Raw genomic sequence first — 19,214 nt, forward strand, 5'->3', positions numbered from 1 at the left:
CGAGTTAGAACGTGGACGTTGGCCGCACCCGGTTGGCCATGTCGACCAGCGTGTAGCGGTGCGCCTGGGTGGGCGCCGCCCGGGCCAGCCCCCGCAGCGACGCTTCGACGCCAAGCCGCAGCCCATGTTCGGTGAACGGAAAGCCGAGAATGTGGTTGGTACTGGCCTCGTGTTCTCCGAGCCAGTCCAACGCGCTGCCTAGGACCAGCGCGCGGATCTGCAGCACCCGCGGCTCGGTCGGCGGCAGCGCCTCCACCCGCCGCGCGGCGTCGCGGATCTGCTCTTCGGTGATCTCGCTCGCCGACCGGCCGGACAGCAGCGTCACCGCACTGGTCAGCCGCGCGGTGGTGAAATGCCTTGACGTGGCTGGTACTTCGTCGAGAGTGCGTACCGCGCCTTCGCGATCGCCTTCCACCGACTGCGCCCTGGCCAGTCCGAAGGCCGCCGAAATCACCCCGTCGTCGGTGTTCCAGACTTCCTCGTAATACATGTGTTCGTCTGAGCTGCCGGCCAATTCGGCGGTCGCGGCCAGCGCCATCTTGGGCGCCAGCTCGCCGGGGAAGGTGTCCAGTACCTCGCTGAAATGCTTGCTCGCCGATTCGTAATCGCCGGTCAGCAATTCCGAGACCCCGCGGTACCAAACCAGCCGCCATCGCCAGCCGACCCGCTCGGCCAGGTCGTCGAGTTTGCGGGTGGCCTTGGCCACGTCGCCGAGGTCCAGGAGCGCCCGCACCTCCATCAGCGGCAGTTCGACAGACTCCGACAAGTCGATGTCCTCGGAATCCATTGCGCCGTGACGAAACGCGCGCAGCGAGTCCAACGTCTGCACCGGTTGGGACAGCACCGTCGCTCCGAGCAGCTGCGCGGCGACATCGGCCGGATCGACCAGCGGCACCTGCAGCGCGGTAACGATCTCCTTGGCGGTCAGCTTCTCCGAATGCACATGGCCGTCCAGGTATACGTCGGTATGCGCAACCAACAGGTCTTCGCCGAACGTGGAGCGGGTGCGGCTGAAGATCGTCGACAAGCCTGGCCGCCGCACACCGGTGTCCTGGGCGACCACCTCGCGCAGAACACCGGACAGCTGCCCGGACATCTCCTCAGCGCTGGCGAACCGCCGCCGTGGATCCGGATCGATCGCGCGACGCAACAACCGGGCGAACGAGTCGTACTTGATGAGCACCGGGTCGCCTTCGGGCAGCCCCTCGACATAGCGGCCGCCGCGGGTGCGCATTTTCAACGTCAGAGCCGCGAGCGTGCGCCCAACCGTATAGATGTCGCTGGCCACCGTCGGGCCGGTCCGCACGATCTCGGGGGCCTGGTAACCCGGTGTGCCGTAGAGGTAGCCGAACGAATTGATCCGTGACACAGCCCCCAGGTCGATCAGCTTGAGCTGTTCTTCGGTGAGCATGATGTTTTCCGGCTTGAGGTCGTTGTAGACCAAACCGATGGAATGCAAATAGCTCAGCGCCGGAAGGATTTCCAACACGTAGGCGATGGCTTCGGCGACGGGCAGCTTGTCGCCTTTGCGACGTTTGAGCGATTGCCCACCGACGTACTCCATGACGATGTAGCCGACGGGTTCCCCGTGCCGGTCGGTGTGCTCGACGAAGTTGAAGATCTGCACGATCGACGGGTGCACCACCTCGGCGAGGAATCGCCGCTCCGCCATCGCGATCGCTTGGGCCTCGGCGTCGCCGGAATGCACCAAACCTTTGAGTACCACTGGACGATCGTTGACGTTGCGGTCCAGCGCCAGGTACACCCAGCCCAGCCCACCGTGCGCGATGCAGCCCCTGATTTCGTACTGGCCGGCGACGACGTCACCCGGACTCAGTTGCGGGAGAAACGAATACGGGCTTCCGCAGAAAGGGCACGAGCCCTCGGACTGTGCATTCTGCGCCTTGTTGCTCGCGCTGGATCGGCCCACCGGCCGCCCACAGTTCCAGCAAAACCGTTTCGACTCCGGCACAACCGGATTGGGCATCAATGCTTCGAGCGGGTCGATGTCGGGCACCCGCGGAATCTCGACCAGACCGCCACCCAATCGCCGGACCGGCGCCCGCGTGGCCGGCTTCACGCGTTCTTGCGGCTCGGTGTCGGCGATGTGCACCGGCGTGGCTTCGGAATCGTCGTCGTCGAAATTGGGGCGGAAGACCGCCTGCGTGGTCACCGGGCGTTCCTGAGACGACGAATCCACCGTCGCATCGACGGGCTGGGTGCCCGGGCCGACGTCGCTGTCCTGCAAGCCGTCCTGCAAGCCGTCGTCGGCGTCTCGGCGTTCCGGATCCACCGGTTGCTCGGTCATCAGTCCACATACCTTGGGCGCGGCGCGGCCGGCGCCGGACCGAGCACCGTCAACCACTTGCGATACAAGGCGTTCCAGGTGCCGTCGCGGCGGATTCGTTCCAGGGTGCCGTTGACGAACTGGACCAGCCCGGTGTTGTCCAGCTTGATCCCGATGCCGTAGGGCTGAGTACCCATGTTGGGTCCGACGATGTGCAGGTAAGGGTCCTGGGAAACCAGTCCGGCCAGGATCGAGTCATCGGTGCTGATCGCGTCGACTTGCCGCTGCTGCAGCGTCACCAGACAGTCGGCCCAGTTCACCACGTCCACCACGATCGGCGGCGGCGCGATCTCCCGGATCCGGCGCAGAGACGTGGTGCCCCTCGCCACGCAGACCCGCTTGCCGGAGAGATCGGACGGCTTGGTGATCGGGGAGTCGCGCGACGCCAGGATGCGCTGTGTGGCGTCGAGGTAGACGGTGGAGAAGTTGACCTGCTTGCGCCGCTCGCAGGTGATCGTCATCGTCTTGGCGACGATGTCGACCTCCGACTTCTCCAGCGCGGTGATGCGCTCGTCGGACGACAGGATCCGGTACTCGACCTGCGCGGGGTTGCCGAAGATATCGCGTGCCACCTCGCCCGCGATGTCGACGTCGAAACCCGTGATCTCGCCGGTGATCGGGTCGCGGAAGCTGAACAGGTTGCTGCCGATGTCCAGGCCGACGATCAGCCTGCCGCGAGCACGGATATTCGCCACCGCGGCGTCGGCGTCGGCCGGGTTGGTAAATGGGCGCAGGCTGGCGGTGGGGTTGCAGCTGTCGGCGGACGTGTCCGGGGGCAGTGGCGACTTTGGTGGCATTTCCTGCATGCCGGCCGGTGTGGGCGGCGGCAGGGTCGGCGCCGGTGTCACCACCATGGCAGCCGACTCGCTGCACCCGGCCAGCACCGTGGTCGCCGCCAGGGCGGCGCACAGGATGCGGGGCAGGCGCTTGGTCATCGGTACTCGCTCAGTCGGGGCCACAACCCAAGGGCGACCGCGACGGCCGCGCCCAGGCTGAGCACGACACCACCGACCGTGGCGCCGGCCAGCCCACGGCGCGCGTTGAGGATGTCGTCGCGCAATTGATCACGGCTCTGCTCCATGGCCTTACCCAGCGCACGGTCGAGTTTGTCGAACGCGGGGGTGGAGTCCTTCTCACCGCTGCCCAGCGCGACCTGGGTGGCGGCCCGGTAATTGCCAACCGAGATGTAGGAGTTGATCCGATCGTCGGCCCGCCGCCATTGGGTCAGCAGTTGATCGGCGCCCTGCAAGTCGCTCTTGTCGACGGCGTCGGGTCGAGAGAGATATTCGTCGAGCTGCTTGTGCATGGCGTCGATGCGTTCGTAGAAGGACTGCTTGCGGACTTCTTCGTCCCCGCGCCGGATCAGCGACAGTGTCTCGTCGGCACGGGCCTGCTGAGCACTAATGGACAAGTCCGTGACGGTTTTCAGCGATTCCGCTGCAGTGTCTTTGGCGCTGCGGCTGCCGCTGGTGGAAATCGCAAGAGCGGTTCCCACCCAGACCACCATAACGAGAATCGCGAGCGCGCCCGCGACAAGACCCGGGTTGATTCGCCGTTTGGTGCGCCGGGCCAGCCAGCGGTGGGCGGCAGCGCCGAAGACCGCCGTGGCGGCGACGACGAGGATCACCGGAGCCGGGATCTGGGTCGATGCCGTGGTCTCCGCGTCCACCCGCGCCGACGTCTCGTGGTAAAGCTGTTGCGCGTCCGGCAGGATCGTGGACTGCATCAGCGCCGACGCCTCGGACAGATACGACGACCCGACTGGGTTACCGGCCCGGTTATTGGTGCGCGCAATCTCGATCAGCCCGGTGTAGACGGCCAATTCGGCGTTGATCCGCCCGAGCAACTGCACCAGCGGCTCGTCGGTGAGCCCGCTGGACGCCCTGGTCACCGCGACCGCCGCGTCGGTGATCGCCTGCTCGTAGCGCTGCCGGACGGTGCGGGGTTCGGCTTGGGCGATGAAGGCGGTCGCGGCTGCCGCGTCGGCCACCGACAACGTGGTGTACAGCCGCCCGGCCGCGAACGCCAGCGGCTCGGTGTGCTTCATCACGGTGGTCAGCGCCTGCTGCCGCTGGTTGATCGTGGTCGAGGTGGCAAACGCACTCAGCCCGCCGAGGATCGCCAGGATGAGACCGATGGTCAGGATGCGGCCCGGCGTCGTCGCGATGAACCACCAGCGGGGGTGGGCCGGTTCGGTCGGCGACCGCGAACCCAAAGGCTCGGTCGACGGATGCGCCAACTCAACGGTCAACTCTGTTCGGACCTCAACTTTCGGGCGGGTGTGTCACGAACTCTATAAGTGAATCTTAAGAGTTTGTTCGCCAGATGCGGGGATCTGAGGGCTGCTTATCCTGAACGCGTGCGCGGCGACGGTGACGGATGGGTGGTGTCCGACACCGGCATGCACTACTGGGGCCGGCACGGCGCGGCCGGCCTGCTGCTGAGAGCGCCCCGGCCCGACGGCACACCGGCGGTGTTGCTGCAGCATCGGGCGCCGTGGAGTCATCAGGGCGGAACGTGGGGTCTACCGGGGGGCGCCCGCGACAGCCATGAGACCGCCGAGCAGGCCGCCGTCCGGGAAGCCCACGAGGAGGCGGGGCTGCCGGGCGAGCAGCTCTCGGTGCGCGGCACCGTGATCACCGCCACTGCCAGCGGCACCCACTGGACGTACACCACCGTCGTTGCCGACGCGGGTGAGCTTCTCTACACCGTGCCCAACCGGGAAAGCGCCGAGCTGCGCTGGGTCAGCGAGGACGAGGTGGCCGACTTGCCGCTGCACCCGGGGTTCGCAGCCAGCTGGCAGCACCTGCGCACCGCGCCGGCGATCGTGCCGTTGAGCCCCGGCGACGAGCGGCGTCGCCACCTGCCACGCACGGTCGAGATCGAGGCGGGCGTTTTCGTGTGGTGCACCGCGGGCAAACCCGACCACGCGCCGTCCCAGCTGAGTTCCCTGGTCAGCTCTCTGCTGCGAGCGCCGAACTGAGCCGCTCGGCCGCCGCCCGCGGATCCTCCGCGGCCGTGATCGCCCGCACCACCACGATGCGGCGGGCGCCGGCCTCCAGCACATCCGCCAGCCGGCCGGCGTCGATACCGCCGATGGCGAACCACGGTTTGTCGGACGCCAGGTCGGCGGCGACACGCACCAGCTGCAGGCCCGGTGCCGGGCGTCCTGGTTTCGTGGGCGTCGGCCAGCACGGTCCGACGCAGAAGTAGTCGACGTCCTCGGCGATCGCCGCGACCACCTGGTCGCGATCGTGCGCGGACCGGCCGATCAGCGTCTCCGGTGCGACGATGTCGCGCGCCACCGCCAGCGGCAGGTCGTCCTGGCCCAGGTGCAGCACGTCGGCGCCGGCGGCACGGGCGATGTCGGCGCGGTCGTTCACGGCCACCAGTGCGCCGTGTCGGCGTGCCGCGTCGGCGAGGACCTCCAGCGCCGCCAGCTCGTCACGCGCCTCGAGTGGACCCAGCTGGTGCTCACCGGTCGAGCCTTTGTCGCGCAGCTGAATGATGTCCACCCCGCCGGCCAGCGCGGCGTCGGCGAACTCGGCCAGATCGCCACGATCGCGGCGCGCGTCGGTGCACAGGTACAGCCGCGCGCTCGCCAGCCCCCAAGATGCCGCCCCGGCGACGAGGCGGCCCGGCGCGGGCCGAGCTGGGGTCCCCGCGCAGCTGGGGAGAGCGGGGCCGTCACTTTCGTGCACACCGCGACGCTAGCGGCTAGCGTGGGAAGTCGACACGGGAGTCCCGGGACATGCGAGTGCGGGGCTGAGAGTGGGCACACCAAACCTGTCCTTACCGTCACACCTGATCCGGATCATGCCGGCGAAGGGAGCGGAAGATGCCACCGGACTCGGGATCGCTGGCCGTCATCGGCGGCGGCGTCATCGGGCTGTCGGTGGCGCGGCGCGCGGCGCAGGCCGGTTGGTCGGTGCGGGTGCATCGCACCGGGCAGCCGGGCGCGTCCTGGGTGGCGGCCGGAATGCTGGCGCCGCACAGCGAAGGGTGGCCCGGCGAGGAGCGGCTGCTGCAACTCGGCCTGGAGTCGCTGCGGCTGTGGCAACACGGCAACTTCACCGACGGGCTGCCAGGGCAGGTGATCACCGCGCGGGAATCGTTGGTGGTCGCCGTCGACCGCGCCGATGTCGCCGACCTGCATACGGTCGCCGACTGGCTGTCCGAGCAAGGCCACCCGGTGGTCTGGGAGTCGGCCGCTCGTGACGTGGAACCGGCACTGGCACAGGGCATTCGGCACGGGTTCCGGGCGCCTACCGAACTGGCGGTGGACAACCGTGCCCTGCTCGAGGGGCTGGCGGCGGCATGCCAGCAGCTCGGCGTCGAATGGGAGGGGCCGGTAGCTGACCTGGGTTCCCTGCAGGCTGACGCCGTCGTGATTGCCAACGGAATCGACGCCCCGACATTGTGGCCCGGTCTGCCGATCCGGCCGGTGAAGGGTGAAGTGCTGCGGCTGCGCTGGCGCAAGGGGTGTATACCGGTGCCGCAGCGGGTAATTCGTGCTCGTGTGCACGGACGACAGGTGTATCTGGTGCCGCGCGCCGACGGCGTGGTCGTGGGCGCCACCCAGTACGAGCACGGCCGCGATACTGCGCCGACGGTATCCGGTGTGCGTGACCTGCTCGACGATGCGTGCACCGTGATGCCGGCGCTCGGCGAGTACGAGTTGGCGGAGTGCGTCGCCGGCCTGCGTCCAATGACACCGGACAACCTGCCGCTGGTGGGACGGTTGGATGCGCGCACGCTGGTCGCCGCCGGCCACGGCCGATCCGGTTTCCTGCTGGCGCCCTGGACAGCCGAACAGATTGTGTCCGAACTCATCCCGGTTGGAGCCCGCCTATGATCATCCGCGGTGCGACGATGCAGAGCGAAGCGATGAGGAGAAGCGGCGCATGATCATCCGCGGTGCGACGATGCAGAGCGAAGCGATGAGGAGAAGCGGCGCATGATCATCCTTGTCAACGCGGAACGACTCGAGGTCGATGACCAGACGACGGTTGCGGCGCTGCTGCAGTCGCTGGGGTATCCCGACCGCGGCATTGCGGTAGCGCTCGACCAGGCTGTTCTGCCGCGATCTAGCTGGGCGACAACTCTTTCCGACGGTGCACAAATCCAGGTGGTGACGGCGGTGCAGGGTGGCTGACTCGGAACTGACGATCGCCGGGCGAAGCTTCACGTCGCGGTTGATCATGGGCACCGGGGGCGCGGCCAATCTGGCAGTGCTCGAGGAAGCCCTGATCGCTTCCGGCACCGAGCTGACCACCGTCGCGATGCGCCGAGTGGACGCCGAGGGCGGCACGGGCATGCTCGACCTGTTGAGCCGACTGGGCATCACGCCGCTGCCCAACACCGCGGGCTGCCGTGGCGCCGCGGAGGCGGTGCTGACCGCCCAGCTTGCCCGCGAAGCGCTGGGGACCGAATGGGTCAAGCTGGAAGTGATCGCCGACGAACGCACGCTGCTGCCCGATGCCATCGAATTAGTCAGAGCCGCAGAGCAATTGGTCGACGACGGGTTTACCGTGCTGCCGTACACCAACGACGACCCGGTGCTGGCCAAACGTCTGGAGGAGACCGGCTGCGCGGCAGTGATGCCGCTGGGCTCACCGATCGGGACGGGTCTGGGCATCGCCAACCCGCACAACATCGAGATGATCGTCGCGCAGGCCAGTGTCCCCGTTGTCCTCGACGCCGGCATCGGAACCGCCAGTGACGCCGCGCTGGCGATGGAGTTGGGGTGTGACGCGGTGCTGTTGGCGACCGCGGTGACCCGCGCCGCCGACCCGCCCACGATGGCCGCGGCGATGGCCGCCGCCGTCACCGCCGGTTATCTGGCCCGTCGCGCCGGGCGGATTCCGAAGCGGTTCTGGGCGCAGGCGTCGAGTCCGGACCTATGAGCGGGCGGTATGTGGCGCTCGGCAGTTCGATGGCGGCCGGTCCCGGTATCCGGCCCCATGCGCCGGGCGCGCCCTTCGGGTCGGGGCGATCGGCCCGCAACTACGCCCACCTGGTCGCCGAACGACTAAACCTCGACCTGGTCGACGTCACCTTTTCCGGCGCCACCACCGTGCACGTGCTGGCCGAACGGCAGCGCGGTGCGCAGCCGCAAATCGAGGCGTTGGACGGCTCCGAAGAGCTGGTCACCATCACGATCGGCGGCAACGACGTCGGATACGTGCCGCTGCTGATGGCCGCGACGTTGCCCCGGCCGGCCCGGTTGCTGCCCGCGATCGGTGCATTGTTTGACCGCGACGCGCGCGAGCAAGCGCTCGGCGACGTCGGCGACTCGCTGCGCGTGGTCGGCACCGCGGTGCGCCGGCGCGCTCCGCGGGCCCGGGTGGTGTTCGTCGACTACCTGACACTGTTGCCGCCGGATGGAGTGCCGGCCCCGCCGTTGTCGGCCACGGACGTCGACCTGGGTCGCCACATCGGTCAAGGTCTCGAAGAAACCACCGCGGCAGCCGCACAGGCCACTGGCTGCGAGCTCGTCCGCGCCGGACAAGCCAGCCGCGAGCATCACGGCTGGTCAGCGGACCCGTGGGCGGCGGGTGCGGGCTGGCCGCTGCCGTGGCGGCCGGCGCCATTTCACCCCAACGGCGCAGGCATGCGTGCCGTGGCCGACTTGATCATCGAGCCGACCAACGGAGACGGTTAGTTTTCTGTCGCCTGGGTAAATCTAACGCTGCGACATTCAGGAAAACGACACGCGGGCAAGCACTGCCGAGGGACCGATCCGTCGATATGACACTCAGAGCGCACGCAGAACTTTCGGCCTACGACCATTCGGCACTCCTCTACCACTCGGAGCGCGAATACGTCGATTGGCTGGGGCGGTTCATCTCCGAGGGTCTGGACCGCGCGCAGCCGGTGCTGGTCGCAGTGCCGGGGGACAGGCTGGCGAGGTTGCGTCAGGAATTGGGCGACTCGGCGGCGGACGTGACAATGGCCGACATCATGGGATTCGGCCGCAATCCCGGCCGGATCCTCGCGGCGCAACTCGCCTTTGTCGAACGCCACCCTGGCCGGCATGTCCGCATCATCGCCGAGCCGGTCTGGGAGGGCCGCACCGCGTACGAGTATTCCGCGTGCATGCAGCATGAGGCACTGGCCAACATTGCGTTCGCGGGCTTGGACGTGACAGGTCTGTGTCCTTACGACGCGTCTTGCCTGAGTGAAAACGTCCTGGCCGACGTCGGCCTCACGCATCCGCAGATCTGGCGGGGCGGATCGCGAAAACACAGTCCCGAGTACGCGCTGGATGCCGCACTCGACCAGTGCAATGAACCGCTGGCGACCAACCCCGCCGCAGTGACGTACACCGTCAGCGAGCCGGTCGATCTGGGCGGCGCCCGCAAGTGTGTTGAACGCTATGGCCGGTTGCTGGGCATGTCCGCGGCCAGAGCCGCCGACCTGATGTTGGTCGCGACCGAGCTGGCGACCAACAGCCTCGACCATGCCGGCGGCGCATGCCGACTGGCGTTCTGGTACGAGACAGGGCACGTGGTCTGCGAGGCGCGCGATATGGGCCGCTGGGCAGATCCGCTCGCCGGCCGCCGGCCGCCCGCCGGGCAGGGAGTCGGGCCGTACGGGCTCTTCGTGGTCAACACGATCGCCGATTTGTTGCGCACCCACACGACACCGGCCGGCACCACCATTCATGCTTACCTGCGGCTCGACCATTCCGGCGAAGATGCCATTTGATGCGCCGTCTAACCTGGGGCGCGATGATCAACAAATCACAACCGTTCCGCACCGGTATTGCAGCCGTTGCGGCCCTTGCGTTGGCGGCTGGCGGGTGTGCGTCGTCTGACACCGTTCAGCCGCTGAAGCGAATATCTAGCCCGGATTTCGCCGCCGCCCTGCGCGGGCGGGTCACCGCCGACGCGATGATGGCGCACTTGTCGAAGCTGCAGGACATCGCCAAGGCCAACGGCAACACCCGCGCGGTCGGCACCCCCGGTTACGACGCCAGCGTCGATTACGTGGTGGGCAAGTTGCGGGACAAGGGTTTTGAGGTGCAAACCGCGCAGTTCGAAGCGCATGTGTTCCACTCCGACCCCGGGTCGGTGACCGTCGGCGATAGGACGGTCGAAGCGCGGGCCCTGGAATTCAGCCTCGCCACTCCGCCCATCGGGGTGACCGGTCCGCTGGTGACCGTCCCGGTCGATGCAAGCCTGGGCTGCAATGCCAATGACTACGGCAGCCTGCCGGTCAACGGTGCGGTGGTGCTGGTTGACCGCGGCACCTGCCCATTCGCCCAGAAGGAAGCCGCCGCCGTGCAGCGCGGCGCCGTCGCGATGATCGTCGCGGACAACGTCGTCGAGGAGCGGATGGGCGGCACTCTGGGGGAGAACACCGACGTCAAGATCCCAGTGGTCAGCGTGAGCAAGGCCGACGGCGCGGCCCTGCACCTCACCTCGGGGCCCGCGACGGTAAAGCTCTCTGCGGACACCAAGATCTTGCAAGCCCGCAACGTCATCGCTCAGACCAAGACCGGCTTGACCAGCGACGTCGTTATGGCCGGAGCGCACCTCGACAGCGTTCCCGAGGGACCCGGCATCAACGACAATGGGTCCGGGGTGGCCGCGGTTCTGGAGACCGCGCTGCAGTTGGGCAGCTCACCGGAGATCCACAACGCGGTGCGATTCGGCTTCTGGGGTGCAGAGGAACTCGGGCTGATCGGCTCGCGGAAGTACGTCGAATCGTTAGATGTCGACGCGCTCAAGGACATTGCGCTGTATTTGAACTTCGACATGCTCGCGTCGCCGAATCCGGGCTACTTCACCTACGACGGGGATCAGTCGTTGCCGGCCGACAAGCGGGGTGATCCGGTGATGCCGGAGGGTTCGGCCGGGATCGAGCGAACGTTGGTCAGCTACTTGAACTCGGCCGGCAAGAAGGCGGAGGACACCTCGTTCGACGGTCGGTCCGACTACGACGGCTTCACGTTGGCGGGTATCCCGTCGGGTGGGTTGTTCTCCGGCGCCGAGAACAAGAAAACCTCGGACGAGGCGAAGCTCTGGGGCGGTACTGCGGACCAGCCGTTCGACCCGAACTACCACAAGAGCACCGACACCTTGGACCACATCGACGGCACCGAGCTTGGCATCAATGGTGGCGGCGTCGCGTATGGGATCGGTTTGTACGCACAGGATCTGACCGGCCGCAACGGTGTTCCGATCCGCGAAGACCGCACCCGGCACGAGCTGGGTAAGTAATCGGCTTCGACGCCGGTATTTACCCAGGTGACAACCTGTGCCAAACACGCCTGCCGAGGTCGTGCGCGGAGTAGTGTGCCGCGTCATTCGGGTGGGTCCCCGCTGATCAACAAGACTGCGCGCCCCATGGGTGCGGCCGGGGAAAGGAACATCAATGAAGCGCGCTACTCGTATTGGTCGGTTCGCCGGGCTGGCAGTCGGATTGGGCATCGTGGCGGCCAGGGCCGGGGACCGCCTCGGCATGCCGATCGGAGGTATCGTAGCGCTGCTTCTGCTCCTGATGCGACTCGGTCTGCTCAACTTCGGCGAAAGGTCAAGTGCCACGGTTCAGCACTGGCAGCCCAACACTGCTGTGCAGGGGCCTCAGCCGGTGTCTCCGCCGTCGGCTGCTCCGCCGTCGCAGCGCCTGCAGGAACTCGAGGCCCTGCGCACCAGCGGCGCCATTTCGGACACCGAATACGCCGAAAGGCGGGCAGGGATCATCTCCGGCATCTGATCCACACGCCCTTGCCGCTCAACCGATCTCAGCTACCTTCGTCATCAGCTCGTCCCCGAAGCGTTGCACGAAGCCGGCGGGATCCGGAGTGCCTGGCACTGGACCGATGTTGATCATCTCGATGCCCAGCTCGGCGTAGCGCTCAAGCCGCTTCAGGTAGCCGTCGATGTCGGCGAACGGGTCGGCGAAGAGGCCAACGGTTTTGCGGACCTCGCTGACATCCCGGCCCACCGTGTCGCAGTGACGCCTCAATACGTCGATCTTGTGCTCGAGTTCGTCGGGCTCGGAATCCGTGGTGTTCCAGACATCGGCATATTGCGCGACCATCCGCAGTGTCTTCTTCTCACCGCTACCGCCGATGAGGATCGGTGGCCGACGGATCGGCTGGGGCTCACAGATGGTTTCGGCCAGCTGATAGTGCTTTCCGTGGTAGGGCCCATTGTCGTCGCTCCACATCTGCAGACAGATCTGCAGCGTCTCTTCGAGCATCTCGAACCGGTCGCGCAGCGGTGGATACGGGACACCTAAGGCGACATGCTCGCGCTCATACCAGGCGGCTCCGATGCCGAACATCGACCGACCCTGCGAGAGCACGTCGAGTGTGGTGACCGTCTTGGCCAGCACCCCCGGATGACGATAGGTGACCCCGGTGACCAGCAATGCGAGGGTGATGCTGGTTGTCTGGCCGGCCAGAAAGCCCAGCGACGTGTAGCCCTCCAGGAACGGATCCTCAGCGCGCCCAACGCCTTCCATTTGAAAGAAATGATCTGCCAAGGTGAACATCGTCGCACCGGCGTCTTCGGCGGCCTTGGCCGTCGCTACCAGTGTGGGCCCCTGGTCCGCCGGATCGCCCGGCAGAAAGTCGATGAAGTGTATTCCCAATTTCATTTCCTAGCTCCCTTCACTAGTCAGTCAAACGCTGAAGCAGGGACAATGCGTCGAGGATGACGCGACGTTCCCGCTCGGTGTAGCGCTCCTGCATGGCACGAGCCAGCCATTCCTCGCGGACCTGACGGTCGCTTTCCGCTCGGCGGCGGCCGGCGGTGGTCAACGAGATCACTTGGCGCCGACCGTCGTCGGGGTCGGGCGCGCGTCGGATAAGGCCGTGCTGGTCGAGTCCGGCCAGTATGGTCGCCATCGACTGCGGCCGAACCCGCTCGGCGGCGGCCAGCGCGCTGGCCGATGATGCGCCCTCTTTCCAGAGCCGGGTGAGCACCGCGGTCTGCGACGGCGTCAGATCGGTCCCGGTCGCAACATCCTTCAGCTGGCGCCGTAGCCGGCTGAACATCACCCGAAGATCTCGGGCAGCCGCTCCCGCCGACTCTGTGATTCCGTCCACCAGCTTCAGCCTACGCTAGACAGTCTTGACTGCACAGTTCTAACTGTCTAGTTAGAGCTGAAGATGTATACATGCTCCCGAAGGCCCGCCGTCGCGGGTTCCCGGCGAGTGTCGACCGTGCTATGTGCTGTCCCCGCTCAATTCCCAGAAACGCGAGCTTTCCTCCGCAGGCGGTTTGGCGTGGACCCAGGTCGCGACCAGGCCGGTGAGTATCAGCCATCCCGAAACAGCAGCCGGGATCGCCCAGATCCGACGCAGCAGCAGCGCCGTGCCGCATTGGGCGACGAGACCGTCGCCCTTGGCGTCGGCGGCCTGCGACAGGTTGGCGCTGAACCCTCTGCCGCAGCTGATCTGCATGCCGTATTGGTCGTAGTGGCCCAGATAGACCGGAAACCAGAGTGCCAGCAGCCCGAGGACCACCAATAACGCACCCGCGATGCTCAGGAATAGCGCACGATTGCTCACAGGTTTCCTTTCAAATCAGATTGCGGCGGCCGCGGATTCGCCTGCGCACGTCGGCCAGTAGCAGGTAGCTGCCGCCCTGACGGATGAACCTGGGTAGAAACCGATTGACGAACGCCACCAGCAAAAACAGATATTCGAACCGGCGCTGCTGACCGGGCGTCCACTTGACCTGCAGGGTCTCGCGGAATACCGGCGCGAGAAATCCCACGGTCAGAAAGCGCAGCAGCGGGCCGAACGCCGGACGCAGCAACGCCGATACCATTCGCAGGTCAATCAGGTTCTGCAGGTAGCTGCGCACCACGTCGTCAACCACGACCCGCTGACACGCTTCGTTCCAGTAACGGTCGAAATCGGCTCGGGTGATGGGCCATTGGCTTTCGCTTACCTGCAGTGTGGTGCCCAAGGTAGACGCCGAGCCGTAGAACTGCTCGGCGAGTTCGTCGGTCAGCCTTCCGCGCAGCAACTGGTAGGTGTCCTCTAGACCGACGAAAAGGCATGCCGCCACCCACATCTGAAGGTCGCGGTCAAAAGCACTGTAGGAAACCGGGCTGCCGGGCTCCGATCTGACCTGGCGATGCACGGCGTCGACCGCGTCGCGGTAGGCCGCGCGATCACCTGGGTTGCCCAGAATCGCGACCGCCAGGTAACTGAAGGTGGTGCGCACCCGCTTCCACGGGTGCTTCATCAGGTTGCCGGAGTCCACGTTGCTCTCGACCACCCCGTGGCCGACCCCGGGCCAGGACAGCTGCATGACCACATTGGCCGCGCCGGCGGCGAACGACCAGAAGTCGAGGGCGTCGGAGAGGGTGGCCGGCCGGTCATCCCAGCGGGCTGTGCGATGGGTTATGTGAATCCGAGTATCGGCGGTGGTCAGCGCTACTCCGGCGGCTTCAGTGCTCATGTCATGCAAACGTCCGAAAACAGCAGGACCGGCCAGGACACTATCGATCCGAGAAACGACACCACGAGGTCGGCCCCGTGCATGTGCTGCAAATGCGCGGTGTGTGTCGTCGACCAGATCGCTCCCACTATCAAATACGGTGTGCCAATGATCAATCCGAATCCGATCAGCTCGGCGATCGTGAGCTGGTAGCCGAGGAAGCGCCGAACCCTCTCCAGCATGCCCGCCTGCCTCTCACAACGGCCCCCGGACATCATCGTCCGCGACGTCCCGGCTCGTCAGCCCTCCGAGGGCATGGCGAGCACCGATTATGTTAATAGGGATTCTGACTCTCGGGTAGGTTTTTCAGCAACTGATCTGCACGCTAGGGTGAGGCGGTGACGACCGCGCGCACTGAACCTGCGGTCGTCGTGCGTCGACGGCCCAAAGACCGGAAAGCTCGGATCGCCCGGGCGTCCGCCGAGTCGTTCAGTGCGCTGGGCTACCACGCGGTCAGCATGGAGGCCATCGCGGCCAAGGTCGGAATCTCCGCGCCCGCGCTCTACCGGCACTACGCGAGCAAGTACGAGCTGTTTCGCGGCGCGGTGCTGGCCCTCGGTCAGCAACTGGTCGACTGCACCGATTTCGCCGACGCGGCCCCCTGCGAAATCTCAGGTGCCGACTCGGCTGCGACATTGGACCGACTGGTCGACGCACTCATCGACGTGACGTTGGCCAATCGCGAGTCCGGCGGGCTCTACCGCTGGCAGGCCCGATACCTGCACGCCGAAGATCAATCCACTCTGATGGACCAGCTGCGGGTGGTCAACCGCCGAATCCAACGGCCGCTCATAGCGATTCGGCCGACGTTGAGCTCGTCGCAACGGTGGATGCTGTCGTCAGGGCTGCTCAGCGTGATCGGCAGCATTGTCGACCACGGGATTGCGCTGCCGGCCGACGAGATTCGCGCACTGCTGGCCGGAGCCGCCACGGCGGTGCTCGGTGCCGAGCTCCCGGAGCCGGAGGATGCGGTGGGCCGGCCTACGTCCTGGCGGATCTTCGAATCGGATACCGGCGTCTACGAAGCCCTGTTGCAAGCGTCAATGGTGTTGTTCAACGCCAAGGGCTACCCCGAGACCAGCATGGCGGAGATCGCTTCGGCCGTCGGTATCCCGGTGTCCGGGATCTACCGGTATTTTCCCGGAAAGTGCGACATCCTCTCGACCGGGTTGCGGCGTGCGGCCGACCGGGTTTCCGGCCGCCTGTCGGCGATCCTGACTGGTGTGGCCGAGCCGCGCCAAATGCTCACCCTCTTGATCGAGGCCTACGTGGCAACGTCATTCGCCAACCCGGAACTGGCCGCGATCTACTACACCGAGCGGGTCAACCTGACCCGGGTGGACGAGGAGTTGTTGCGCAGTGTGCAGCGCTCGACGATCGATTCCTGGGTCCGTCTGCTGGCAGCGGCCCGCGCGGCGCTGACACCGACGCAGGCGCGCATTTTGGTCCACGCGGCGATGGCCTTGGTGGTCGACGTGGGACGGCTGGTGCACTACGAGCATCCGGCCGACAACTCCGCCTACCCGCAAGCATGCGTGCGAAAATTGATGGAGGTTACGGTGTTTGGGCGTGGCGGATAGCATTCCCGCCCAGATAGGCGAGGTATCCGATCAACCCGACGGTGGCCAGGCTGCGGGTCTGCCGGCTGCTGAAACTCAGGCCTAACACCGTTTCGATACCGCCGTTGGTGTAGAGGTGCTGACGGGTATTGCGCGGGAATGCGGTCTTGGTGATCTGCTCCCACATCCGCGGACTGGTGAAGTGAGCCAACCCGAGGCCGGCTATTGCCAGGCCGGAGAAGCGGGCAACACGGTTGCTTTTGCGAGACATGGTCCTCCTCAGGCGATTGCGTAGTCGCTCAGCGGGAATCGGGAGCCGTCCCGCACGGCGTCGCGCACCGATGTGGGCCGTAACAGTGTCGCCTCGCCGCTATGGTTGAAGTAGTAGGACCGCGACGTGGCACAGTCACCGGCGTAGAACACCGAGCTGTCCAGACGTTTGGTCATCCGGTCCAGGAAGCGCGCATTGGCGTCTTCGGTGACCTCGAACGTGGTTGCGCCCCTGCGCTTCACCTCACCCAGCAACCGGCCCATGTGCCGCATCTGGTATTCCATGGTGTTGAAGAAGGACAGCCCGGAGAATGCATACGGGCTGGCCAGGCTCAGGTAGTTGGGGAAGTACGGAATCGACACCCCCTGGTAGGCCTGGAACCTGTTCTCCCGCCACCACTTTCCGAGATTTCTTCCTTCGCGGCCAACCACCTCGATGGCCGGGAAGTTGGCGTCCCACAGATCGAATCCGGTGGCCAACACCAGGGTGTCGATAATCGCCTTCTGCCCGTCGTTGCTGACGATGCCATCGGGTTCGATCCGGTTGATGCCGCCGGTCTCGAGGTGCACATTCGGTTTGGTGAAGCTGCGGTAATAGTCGTTGGACCAGCTCGGCCGCTTGCAGCCGATGTCGTAGTCCGGAGTTAGCTTGCGTCGCAGCTCCTTGTCGCGGATCGACATGAAGCGGTGAATCTTGCAGAGATCCATCCCCGCGATGGACAGTCGCCGGAAGTAGCGGTAATTCAGCACGGCGGTGAGTGTCATGAACTCGAGCAGGTTGTCGCTCACCCACCGCAACGCCCGCTGGGTGAGCGGGATGCGGGCGAACAGTCGCTGCATGGCTGGAGTAATCCCGAAGTCCAACTTGGGCGCCACCCAAATCGCGGTGCGCTGAAACACCGTCAAGTCGGCGACCGTCTTTGCTAGTTCGGGGATGAGTTGGATCGCGGTGGCCCCGGTGCCGATCAAGCCGACCCGACGACCCGCAAAGTCGTGGCTGTCGTCCCACGCGGTGGTGTGTACGACCTTGCCACTGAAGCTGGTGATGCCCGGGATGTCCGGCGTGTGCGGTTGCGACAGGAAGCCGGTGGCGGTGATCAGGAAGCGTGTGGTCAGCGTGTCGCCGTCGGCCAGCGCCACCTGCCACAGCTGCGCCTCCTCGTCCCAGCGTGCGCTTTCCACTGCCGTGTTGAACCGCATGTGACGGCGTACGTCGTACTTGTCGGCGACATGATGGGCATACTGTTTGAGCTCTGGGCCCGTGGCGAACAGCCGTGACCAGTGCGGGTTGGGCTCGAACCAGTAGGAGTAGGTGGTCGACGGGATGTCGACGGCCAGACCCGGATAGCGGTTGACATGCCAGGTGCCACCCAGGTCGGCCTCGCGGTCGAGGATGGCGATGTTGTCGTATCCGAGGCGCTTGAGCTGGATCGCCGCGCCGATGCCGCCGAAGCCCGCCCCGACGATGACGACGTCGAAATGCTCCGAACTCATGAAAAGACCGTACCTTACTTCAGAGTAAGTTTGTAGTTGGTGGACGCCTCGTCGATGATAATCGAGCCTGGTGACAGCTAGCCGGTATCGGTTTTGGACTTGGTTTTCCTAGTCGCCTTGCCGCCGATGGCCCGATTGGCCGCGAGCAGCGCTTCGTTGTCGTCTTGCAGGTTAAGGATGCGGGCGATGCCGGCAAGATTGATGCCGGCCGCGACCAGCTCGCTGATGCGCTGCAGCCGGGCCAGGTCGTCGGCGCTATAGAGGCGAGTGCCGCCGTCACTGCGGGCGGGGCTGAGCAGACCATGGCGCTCGTACAGCCGCAGCGACTGCACCGCGACGCCGGAGAGTTCGGCGGCCACCGTGATGCCGTAGACGCCTTGGCTCGGAGCGGGCAAGCCCGGAGTATCAGGTCGATCGATCATGCGAAAACATCCTTGGCTGAGCGTACAAGAAACCTTTGTATCACACTTGCGGCATGATCACGCGCATGCTATATCAAATCTGTGTCTATAGACACAGGTTATAGATGATATCCCACAGAGGATAGGAGAGTCGGAGGTGACCACGATGCTGATGCGTACCGACCCGTTCCGTGACCTGGACCGCTTCACCCACCAGGCGCTGGGCACCGCCGCCCGTCCGGCGGTGATGCCGATGGACGCGTGGCGCGAAGGTGATGCGTTCTTCGTCGAGTTCGACCTGCCTGGCATCGACCAGGATTCATTGGACCTCGACATCGAACGCAATGTGGTGACTGTGCGTGCGCAGCGCCCTGCCGTTGATCCGAACCGGGAGATGCTGGCGACCGAGCGGCCGCGGGGAGTATTCAGCCGGCAACTGGTTCTGGGCGAGAATCTCGACACCGACCGGATCGAAGCCTCGTACAACGAGGGCGTGCTACGGCTACACATCCCGGTGGCCGAAAAAGCCAAGCCGCGCAAGATCACCATCGGCCGCGGCGACGCGCACCATGCTCTCAACAGCCAGGGCGCCCAGCGCAAGGTGATCGACGCCTGATTGTCCGGTGGCGGCAGCGGGGACGCGCCGTGCGAGCCCGCTGCCGCCCCGGCGCCGTCG

At 66.0% G+C, this 19,214-nt stretch carries 22 protein-coding genes and 1 riboswitch; of the genes, 10 read left to right on the forward strand and 12 right to left on the reverse strand.

Annotated elements, in window-relative coordinates; translation table 11 throughout:
- Window positions 1-4: 4 nt before the first annotated feature.
- Genes ACLQI9_RS03795 through glnX form a run of 3 tightly spaced genes read right to left on the reverse strand, consistent with a single transcriptional unit; the run spans window position 5 to window position 4,598 of the window.
- Complete coding sequence (locus tag ACLQI9_RS03795) at window positions 5-2,308, reverse strand: serine/threonine-protein kinase PknG (protein ID WP_442391082.1); 2,304 nt, start codon at window positions 2,306-2,308, stop codon at window positions 5-7.
- Window positions 2,308-3,282 carry a glutamate ABC transporter substrate-binding protein gene (locus ACLQI9_RS03800; protein ID WP_442391084.1) on the reverse strand — a complete coding sequence of 325 codons (975 nt, stop codon included), beginning with the start codon at window positions 3,280-3,282 and terminating at the stop codon, window positions 2,308-2,310. Before ACLQI9_RS03800 ends, ACLQI9_RS03795 begins: the two co-directional genes overlap by 1 nt.
- Window positions 3,279-4,598, reverse strand: a complete 1,320-nt coding sequence (gene glnX, locus ACLQI9_RS03805; protein WP_442384268.1) for a protein kinase G-activating protein GlnX — start codon at window positions 4,596-4,598, stop codon at window positions 3,279-3,281. The genes ACLQI9_RS03800 and glnX overlap by 4 nt, the downstream gene beginning before the upstream one ends.
- Window positions 4,599-4,706: 108 nt before the next feature.
- Between glnX and ACLQI9_RS03810 the strand changes: the two genes are divergently transcribed.
- The gene (locus ACLQI9_RS03810) at window positions 4,707-5,330 is read left to right on the forward strand and encodes an NUDIX hydrolase (RefSeq protein WP_442384270.1); all 624 of its coding nucleotides are present in this window, start codon (window positions 4,707-4,709) and stop codon (window positions 5,328-5,330) included.
- Here ACLQI9_RS03810 and thiE read toward each other — a convergent pair.
- On the reverse strand, window positions 5,302-5,952 hold the full coding sequence (gene thiE / locus ACLQI9_RS03815) for a thiamine phosphate synthase (RefSeq protein ID WP_442391092.1): 651 nt from the start codon (window positions 5,950-5,952) through the stop codon (window positions 5,302-5,304). The two genes, ACLQI9_RS03810 and thiE, sit on opposite strands and share 29 nt — an antisense overlap.
- A 120-nt stretch (window positions 5,953-6,072) precedes the next feature.
- Window positions 6,073-6,195, forward strand: a riboswitch (TPP riboswitch).
- Between thiE and thiO the strand changes: the two genes are divergently transcribed.
- The 7 genes from thiO (at window position 6,186) to ACLQI9_RS03850 (ending at window position 12,070) form a co-directional block, all read left to right on the forward strand.
- The gene (thiO, locus tag ACLQI9_RS03820) at window positions 6,186-7,202 is read left to right on the forward strand and encodes a glycine oxidase ThiO (RefSeq protein WP_442384272.1); all 1,017 of its coding nucleotides are present in this window, start codon (window positions 6,186-6,188) and stop codon (window positions 7,200-7,202) included. It overlaps the preceding riboswitch by 10 nt.
- Window positions 7,203-7,304: 102 nt before the next feature.
- On the forward strand, window positions 7,305-7,502 hold the full coding sequence (thiS, locus tag ACLQI9_RS03825) for a sulfur carrier protein ThiS (RefSeq protein WP_325676808.1): 198 nt from the start codon (window positions 7,305-7,307) through the stop codon (window positions 7,500-7,502).
- Complete coding sequence (locus ACLQI9_RS03830) at window positions 7,495-8,253, forward strand: thiazole synthase (protein ID WP_442384274.1); 759 nt, start codon at window positions 7,495-7,497, stop codon at window positions 8,251-8,253. The genes thiS and ACLQI9_RS03830 overlap by 8 nt, the downstream gene beginning before the upstream one ends.
- Window positions 8,250-9,011, forward strand: a complete 762-nt coding sequence (locus tag ACLQI9_RS03835; RefSeq protein WP_442384276.1) for an SGNH/GDSL hydrolase family protein — start codon at window positions 8,250-8,252, stop codon at window positions 9,009-9,011. Before ACLQI9_RS03830 ends, ACLQI9_RS03835 begins: the two co-directional genes overlap by 4 nt.
- An 86-nt stretch (window positions 9,012-9,097) precedes the next feature.
- The gene (locus ACLQI9_RS03840) at window positions 9,098-10,057 is read left to right on the forward strand and encodes an anti-sigma factor RsbA family regulatory protein (RefSeq protein ID WP_442384277.1); all 960 of its coding nucleotides are present in this window, start codon (window positions 9,098-9,100) and stop codon (window positions 10,055-10,057) included.
- A 23-nt stretch (window positions 10,058-10,080) separates the two neighbouring features.
- Window positions 10,081-11,574, forward strand: a complete 1,494-nt coding sequence (locus ACLQI9_RS03845) for a M28 family metallopeptidase (RefSeq protein ID WP_442384329.1) — start codon at window positions 10,081-10,083, stop codon at window positions 11,572-11,574.
- A gap of 154 nt (window positions 11,575-11,728) precedes the next feature.
- Window positions 11,729-12,070: an SHOCT domain-containing protein gene (locus tag ACLQI9_RS03850; protein WP_442384279.1), complete on the forward strand. Its 342-nt coding sequence runs from the start codon at window positions 11,729-11,731 to the stop codon at window positions 12,068-12,070.
- Between the two features lie 18 nt (window positions 12,071-12,088).
- On the opposite strand, the gene ACLQI9_RS03855 is transcribed toward ACLQI9_RS03850, so the two are convergent.
- The 5 genes from ACLQI9_RS03855 to ACLQI9_RS03875 form a co-directional block, all read right to left on the reverse strand.
- Window positions 12,089-12,958, reverse strand: a complete 870-nt coding sequence (locus ACLQI9_RS03855) for an LLM class F420-dependent oxidoreductase (RefSeq protein ID WP_442384281.1) — start codon at window positions 12,956-12,958, stop codon at window positions 12,089-12,091.
- 16 nt (window positions 12,959-12,974) lie between these two features.
- On the reverse strand, window positions 12,975-13,409 hold the full coding sequence (locus ACLQI9_RS03860) for a MarR family winged helix-turn-helix transcriptional regulator (protein WP_442384283.1): 435 nt from the start codon (window positions 13,407-13,409) through the stop codon (window positions 12,975-12,977).
- Between the two features lie 120 nt (window positions 13,410-13,529).
- Window positions 13,530-13,874 (reverse strand): hypothetical protein, encoded by a 345-nt coding sequence (locus ACLQI9_RS03865; RefSeq protein ID WP_442384285.1) that lies wholly within the window; start codon window positions 13,872-13,874, stop codon window positions 13,530-13,532.
- 10 nt (window positions 13,875-13,884) lie between these two features.
- Window positions 13,885-14,775 (reverse strand): oxygenase MpaB family protein, encoded by an 891-nt coding sequence (locus ACLQI9_RS03870; protein WP_442384287.1) that lies wholly within the window; start codon window positions 14,773-14,775, stop codon window positions 13,885-13,887.
- Entirely contained in the window at window positions 14,772-14,996 is a 225-nt protein-coding gene (locus ACLQI9_RS03875; protein ID WP_442384289.1) for a hypothetical protein, read from the reverse strand. Before ACLQI9_RS03875 ends, ACLQI9_RS03870 begins: the two co-directional genes overlap by 4 nt.
- 156 nt (window positions 14,997-15,152) lie before the next feature.
- Here ACLQI9_RS03875 and ACLQI9_RS03880 point away from each other — a divergent pair, with 156 nt between their 5' ends.
- Complete coding sequence (locus ACLQI9_RS03880; RefSeq protein ID WP_442384291.1) at window positions 15,153-16,394, forward strand: TetR/AcrR family transcriptional regulator; 1,242 nt, start codon at window positions 15,153-15,155, stop codon at window positions 16,392-16,394.
- On the opposite strand, the gene ACLQI9_RS03885 is transcribed toward ACLQI9_RS03880, so the two are convergent.
- From ACLQI9_RS03885 to ACLQI9_RS03895, 3 genes are all read right to left on the reverse strand, one after another.
- A complete protein-coding gene (locus tag ACLQI9_RS03885) occupies window positions 16,369-16,644 on the reverse strand; it encodes a hypothetical protein (RefSeq protein WP_442384293.1) in 276 nt (91 codons plus the stop codon). The two genes, ACLQI9_RS03880 and ACLQI9_RS03885, sit on opposite strands and share 26 nt — an antisense overlap.
- Before the next feature lie 8 nt (window positions 16,645-16,652).
- Window positions 16,653-18,137: a flavin-containing monooxygenase gene (locus tag ACLQI9_RS03890; protein WP_442384295.1), complete on the reverse strand. Its 1,485-nt coding sequence runs from the start codon at window positions 18,135-18,137 to the stop codon at window positions 16,653-16,655.
- A gap of 77 nt (window positions 18,138-18,214) precedes the next feature.
- Window positions 18,215-18,559: a MerR family transcriptional regulator gene (locus ACLQI9_RS03895; RefSeq protein WP_442384297.1), complete on the reverse strand. Its 345-nt coding sequence runs from the start codon at window positions 18,557-18,559 to the stop codon at window positions 18,215-18,217.
- A gap of 145 nt (window positions 18,560-18,704) precedes the next feature.
- On the opposite strand from ACLQI9_RS03895, the gene ACLQI9_RS03900 reads away from it, so the two are divergent.
- The gene (locus ACLQI9_RS03900; RefSeq protein ID WP_442391094.1) at window positions 18,705-19,154 is read left to right on the forward strand and encodes an Hsp20/alpha crystallin family protein; all 450 of its coding nucleotides are present in this window, start codon (window positions 18,705-18,707) and stop codon (window positions 19,152-19,154) included.
- Window positions 19,155-19,214 lie beyond the last annotated feature (60 nt).

It is taken from the genome of Mycobacterium sp. (genome assembly GCF_052143115.1).
Classification (GTDB): domain Bacteria; phylum Actinomycetota; class Actinomycetes; order Mycobacteriales; family Mycobacteriaceae; genus Mycobacterium.

What these genes read in the sequence shown, in the direction of transcription:
- ACLQI9_RS03795 (WP_442391082.1), bottom strand. Translation starts at nt 2,308, where the DNA reads ATGACCGAGCAACCGGTGGATCCGGAACGCCGAGACGCCGACGACGGC.
- ACLQI9_RS03800 (WP_442391084.1), bottom strand. Translation starts at nt 3,282, where the DNA reads ATGACCAAGCGCCTGCCCCGCATCCTGTGCGCCGCCCTGGCGGCGACC.
- thiO (WP_442384272.1), top strand. Translation starts at nt 6,186, where the DNA reads ATGCCACCGGACTCGGGATCGCTGGCCGTCATCGGCGGCGGCGTCATC.
- thiS (WP_325676808.1), top strand. Translation starts at nt 7,305, where the DNA reads ATGATCATCCTTGTCAACGCGGAACGACTCGAGGTCGATGACCAGACG.
- ACLQI9_RS03835 (WP_442384276.1), top strand. Translation starts at nt 8,250, where the DNA reads ATGAGCGGGCGGTATGTGGCGCTCGGCAGTTCGATGGCGGCCGGTCCC.
- ACLQI9_RS03840 (WP_442384277.1), top strand. Translation starts at nt 9,098, where the DNA reads ATGACACTCAGAGCGCACGCAGAACTTTCGGCCTACGACCATTCGGCA.
- ACLQI9_RS03845 (WP_442384329.1), top strand. Translation starts at nt 10,081, where the DNA reads ATGATCAACAAATCACAACCGTTCCGCACCGGTATTGCAGCCGTTGCG.
- ACLQI9_RS03850 (WP_442384279.1), top strand. Translation starts at nt 11,729, where the DNA reads ATGAAGCGCGCTACTCGTATTGGTCGGTTCGCCGGGCTGGCAGTCGGA.
- ACLQI9_RS03855 (WP_442384281.1), bottom strand. Translation starts at nt 12,958, where the DNA reads ATGAAATTGGGAATACACTTCATCGACTTTCTGCCGGGCGATCCGGCG.
- ACLQI9_RS03870 (WP_442384287.1), bottom strand. Translation starts at nt 14,775, where the DNA reads ATGAGCACTGAAGCCGCCGGAGTAGCGCTGACCACCGCCGATACTCGG.
- ACLQI9_RS03875 (WP_442384289.1), bottom strand. Translation starts at nt 14,996, where the DNA reads ATGCTGGAGAGGGTTCGGCGCTTCCTCGGCTACCAGCTCACGATCGCC.
- ACLQI9_RS03885 (WP_442384293.1), bottom strand. Translation starts at nt 16,644, where the DNA reads ATGTCTCGCAAAAGCAACCGTGTTGCCCGCTTCTCCGGCCTGGCAATA.
- ACLQI9_RS03890 (WP_442384295.1), bottom strand. Translation starts at nt 18,137, where the DNA reads ATGAGTTCGGAGCATTTCGACGTCGTCATCGTCGGGGCGGGCTTCGGC.
- ACLQI9_RS03895 (WP_442384297.1), bottom strand. Translation starts at nt 18,559, where the DNA reads ATGATCGATCGACCTGATACTCCGGGCTTGCCCGCTCCGAGCCAAGGC.
- ACLQI9_RS03900 (WP_442391094.1), top strand. Translation starts at nt 18,705, where the DNA reads ATGCTGATGCGTACCGACCCGTTCCGTGACCTGGACCGCTTCACCCAC.